This window comes from Streptomyces sp. (assembly GCF_031181705.1).
Lineage (GTDB): Bacteria > Actinomycetota > Actinomycetes > Streptomycetales > Streptomycetaceae > Streptomyces.
The window spans coordinates 1-5012 of record NZ_JAPSKN010000234.1; the positions used below are offsets into that span (position 1 = coordinate 1).

The following is a 5012-nucleotide window of genomic DNA, read 5'->3' on the forward strand; positions in this document are numbered from 1 at the left end:
GCCACCAGTTCGTCGGAAGGCCCGGCGACCAGGCCCAGCTCCGCGCTCGAGGCCAGCAGCCGATGCGCGGGCAGGATCCGCACCGTGTATCCGAAAGGCCCGGTGCGATCCAGCGACAAGGGCCCCTCGTACACCCACCGCCCGTCCTGCTCGGCGGAGCCCACGGCCTTCAGGGGAACGATCGTCGCGTCACCGATCCGGTCCTCCTCGTCCACCCGCCCCGAGACGACCTGCACCTCCACGTCGTCCGGCCCGAGCGCCCCGAGGCCGACCCGCACGCGCAGCCCCAGCGTCGTACCGAGCTCCGCCAGCGCCTCGGACGCGGACGTCTCGACATGGTCGACCGTGACGCCCGGCCACGCCGCCCGCACCCGGCCCTTCCACTCCGCGAGGTCCCGGGCCGCGTCCGGATCCATGGCGCGGTGGGCGAGCGCCGCCGGTGTGTACAGCCGCTCGACGTACTCCCGGACCATCCGCCCGGCCAGCACCTTCGGCCCGAGCGAACTCAGCGTGTGCCGGACCATCTCGATCCACCGGTCGGGCAGCCCGCTCTGCCCCCGCTCGTAGAAGCGGGGCGTCACCCGCTGCTCCAGCAGGTCGTACAGCGCCGCGGCCTCTATGTCGTCGCGGTGGTCCGGGTCGGTCCCGACCCCGTCGGCCGTGGGGATCGCCCAGCCGAAGTCAGGCTGGAACCACTCGTCCCACCAGCCGTCCAGGACGGAGAGGTTGAGGCAGCCGTTGAGCGCCGCCTTCATGCCGGACGTGCCGCAGGCCTCCAGGGGGCGCAGCGGGTTGTTCAGCCAGATGTCGCAGCCGGGGTAGAGCTTCTGCGCCATCCCCATGCCGTAGTCGGGCAGGAACACGATCCGGTGGCGCACGCGCGGGTCGTCCGCGAACCGGACCAGTTCCTGCACCAGCCGCTTGCCGCCGTCATCCGCGGGGTGGGCCTTGCCCGCGACGACGATCTGGACCGGCCGCTCGGGGTGCAGCAGCAGTTCCATCAGCCGGTCCCGGTCGCGCAGCATCAGCGTCAGCCGCTTGTACGACGGGACGCGCCGGGCGAACCCGATGGTGAGGACGTCCGGGTCGAGCACGCCGTCGATCCAGCCCAGTTCGGCCGTGCCGGCGCCGCGCTGCCGCCAGGAGGCCCGCAGCCGCTTGCGCACCTCCTCGACGAGCTGTTCGCGCAAGCCCCGCCGCAGGTCCCAGATGTCCTGGTCGGGGATGTCGGCCACCGAGTCCCAGCGCTCCGGGCCGCCGACGGTCAGCGCGTCCTCCGCGCGCTGGACGCCGATCTGCCGGGCGCCGAGCCGGAACACCTCGGGGGCGACCCAGGTGGGGGCGTGCACTCCGTTGGTGACCGAGGTGATCGGCACCTCGTCGGGGTCGAAGCCGGGCCACAGGCCGGAGAACATCTCACGGCTGACGTTGCCGTGCAGCAGCGAGACGCCGTTGGCGCGCTGGGCCAGGCGCAGGCCCATCACGGCCATGTTGAACAGGTTGGGCTCGCCGCCGGGGTAGGTCTCCATGCCGAGCCGCAGGACGCGGTCGACATCGATGCGGGGCAGTTCGGCGTCGGGGCCGAAGTGGCGGGCCACCAGCTCGCGGTCGAAGCGGTCGATGCCGGCCGGGACGGGGGTGTGGGTGGTGAAGACCGTGCCCGCGCGGACCGCCTCCAGCGCCGAGTCGAAGTCCAGGCCGTCGGCGCACAGTTCGGCGATGCGCTCCAGGCCGAGGAACCCGGCGTGCCCCTCGTTGGTGTGGAACACCTCCGGCTCGGGGTGGCCGGTCAGCCGGCAGTACGTCCGTACCGCCCGGACCCCTCCTATGCCGAGGAGCATCTCCTGGAGCAACCGGTGCTCGCTGCCGCCGCCGTAGAGCCGGTCGGTGACGCCGCGCTCGCCGAGGTCGTTCTCCTCGACGTCGGAGTCCAGCATCAGCAGCGGCACGCGGCCGACCTGCGCCAGCCAGACGCGGGCGTGCAGCTGTTTGCCGCCGGGCAGCGCGAGGGCGACCTGGGCGGGTGTGCCGTCGGGCTCCTCCAACTGCGCGACCGGGAGCTCGTTCGGGTCCAGGACCGGGTAGTGCTCCTGCTGCCAGCCGTCCCGGGAGAGGGTCTGGCGGAAGTAGCCGTGCCGGTAGAGCAGGCCGACGCCGATGAGCGGGACGCCCAGGTCGCTGGCCGCCTTCAGGTGGTCGCCGGCGAGGATGCCGAGGCCGCCGGAGTACTGCGGCAGGGCGGCCGTGATGCCGAACTCGGGTGAGAAGTAGGCGACGGCGGCCGGCAGGTCCTCGGGCTGGGCCTGGTACCAGCGATCGCCGGTCATGTAGTCGTTCAGGTCGCCCGCGACCGCGGCGAGGCGGCGCAGGAAACGGCGGTCCTCGGACAACTCGGCGAGCCGCTCGGGCGGCACACTGCCCAGCAGCCGGACCGGGTCGCCGCCCGAGGCGGCCCACCGCTCGGGGTCGACGGACTGGAACAGGTCGCGGGTCTCCGCATGCCAGGACCAGCGCAGGTTGCGGGCCAGATCGCTGAGTGGCCGGAGGGAGTCGGGGAGCACGGGTCGGACGGTGAATCGACGGATCGCCTTCACGGGTTCCACCTCGGCGCGTTGCTGGATGACGCAGGGCTTCAACGACGTCTCCTACGACAGTACCGGCGAGGGTGCCGCCCTCGCCGACGCTCCGCCACCGTGCCGTTGATCCGGCCTGAACAGGCCCGTCGGCGGATATGGCCGATTCCGCCCCCACAGGCGTCCTTGTGGTGCTTCACACGCCACGAGAGGCTGCCCCTGGCGTACCGGCCCGCGCCGGCCGCACGCGGCCCGGCGCGGCAGCCGTGCGCCGAGTCGAGGAGGGGAACTCGGACCATGGCACGGACGCGACAGCGGCGTCTGCGCGGAACGTGGGGCCTGGCCGCGGCGCTCTGCGCCCTCGTGTTTTCGGCCACCAGCCTGCCCGCGCACGCCGTACCGGAGGGGCGGATACTCGGCGCCGGAGCACCCGGCTTTGTGGACGGCAGTTACCTGGTGACCCTGGAGGAGGGCACGCGGGCCGGGTCGGCGGCCGGAAAGGACCTGGCCGGGACGTACGGGGTGGAGATCAGCCACACCTACGGCACGGTCCTGAACGGCTACGCGGTCCGGGCCGACGACAGACGGGCGCGGCGGCTGGCCGCCGACCCCCGGGTCGCCTCGGTCGTGCAGGACACCCGCGTCCGGCTGGAGGGCACCCGGCGCGACCCGCCCTCCTGGGGCCTCGACCGGGTCGACCAGCCGAGGCCGCCGCTGGACGGGAGTTACACCTGGCCCGCGTCGGCGGGTGCCGGCGTGACGGTCTACGTGCTCGACACCGGCGTGCGCACCACGCACCGGGACTTCGGCGGCCGGGCGGGCCACGGCTGGGACTTCGTCGGGGGCGACCCGATCGCCTCGGACGCCAACGGCCACGGCACGCACGTCGCCGGCACGGTCGCCGGCACCGCGTACGGCGTCGCCAAGAAGGCCCGGATCGTCTCCGTGCGCGTTCTCGACGCGGCGGGCGGGGGCACCACGGCCCGGGTGATCGCCGGGATCGAGTGGGTCACCCGGCACGCGAGGCAGCCGGCGGTCGCCAACCTCAGCCTGGGCGGGCCGCGCAACGACCGGCTGGACGCCGCCGTGCGCGCCTCCATCGCCTCCGGCGTCACGTACACGGTCGCCGCGGGCAACGACGGCAGGCCGGCGGGGCTGTACTCCCCGGCGGGCGTCAGGCAGGCGATCACGGTCGGCGCGACCGACCGCAAGGATGCAAAACCGGCCTTCTCCAACCACGGCCCGGCCCTCGATCTGTTCGCCCCGGGCGTCGCCATCACGTCCGCGACCGCCGCCGGCGACACCGCGCGGGCAGCCTTCTCGGGTACCTCGATGGCGTCCCCGCATGCCGCGGGCGCGGCCGCGCTGCACCTCTCCGCCCATCCGAAGGCGACTCCGGCCCAGGTCGGCGCGGCTCTGACCAGCGCTGCGACGGCCGCGAAGGTTGCCGGCCGCGGACTCGGTTCGCCGGACAAGTTACTGCGGGTGCCGCGGGGGTAGGCGGAAGCAGCAGACGCGCGCAAGGACCGGCCTCGTCCGCCGCGGACGAGGCCGGTCTTGTGTGTCGACATACGCGTGAGTAGTTAACAAGGTGCCGGATTGCCCACCCGAATAGGGTGGGAAGGCTCCTGCGGGTACCCCTCTCAGGAGCACCACGCAGGACCCACCTCCCCATACACATCCGCCCACCCACGTTGACGCGGACAGGAGCGGTCATGCCCGCCAAGCACCATTCGCCAGCACCCCCCGACCACCGCACCACCGGGGCGCGCGCACCCGGCGGCGAAGCGCGCCCCGCGCGCCCCGCCGACACCGGCCCACCCGTCCCGCAGCCACCCCCCGCGGACGGGACGACCGCCGTCGGGCGCATACCCGTCCTCGACGTCCGCCCGGTCGTCCAGCACGGGCGCCGGCCGGCCAAGGCCGTGACCGGGGAGACGTTCGAGATCTCGGCGACGGTGTTCCGGGAGGGGCACGACGCCGTCGCCGCCAACGTCGTCCTGAGGGACCCCGAGGGCCGCCCCGGTCCGTGGACGCCGATGCGGGAGCTGGCGCCCGGCACGGACCGGTGGGGTGCCACGGTCACGGCGGGGGAGCCGGGCCGGTGGACGTTCACCGTGGAGGCGTGGGGCGACCCGGTGAGCACCTGGCGTCACCATGCGCGGATCAAGATCCCGGCGGGCATGGACACGGACGTCGTCCTGGAGGAGGGCGCGCGCCTGTACGAGCGGGCGGCGGCCGGCGTGCCCGAGGAAGAGGGCCTGCGGGGCGTGATCCTGGCCGCCGTCGACGCGCTGCGGGACGAGACCCGCCCTCCGGCGTCACGGCTGGCGGCGGCGCTGACGCCCGAGGTGGACGCGGTGCTGGGCCGGCACCCGCTGCGGGACCTGGTCACCAGCAGCGAGCCGCTGCCGCTCCTCGTCGAGCGGGAGCGGGCGC

At 73.9% G+C, this 5012-nt stretch carries 3 protein-coding genes; 2 read left to right on the forward strand and 1 reads right to left on the reverse strand.

What is annotated here, in order from left to right:
• On the reverse strand, positions 1-2594 hold a 2594-nt coding region (locus RIN80_RS26225), incomplete at its 3' end, for a glycosyltransferase family 1 protein (protein WP_309098124.1).
• Positions 2595-2870: 276 nt separating this feature from the next.
• Here RIN80_RS26225 and RIN80_RS26230 point away from each other — a divergent pair.
• Together RIN80_RS26230 and RIN80_RS26235 are read left to right on the forward strand one after the other, a co-directional pair.
• Complete coding sequence (locus RIN80_RS26230; RefSeq protein WP_309098125.1) at positions 2871-4073, forward strand: S8 family peptidase; 1203 nt, start codon at positions 2871-2873, stop codon at positions 4071-4073.
• Between the two features lie 215 nt (positions 4074-4288).
• Positions 4289-5012 (forward strand): maltotransferase domain-containing protein (locus RIN80_RS26235; protein WP_309098126.1); only part of this gene is annotated, 724 nt, incomplete at its 3' end.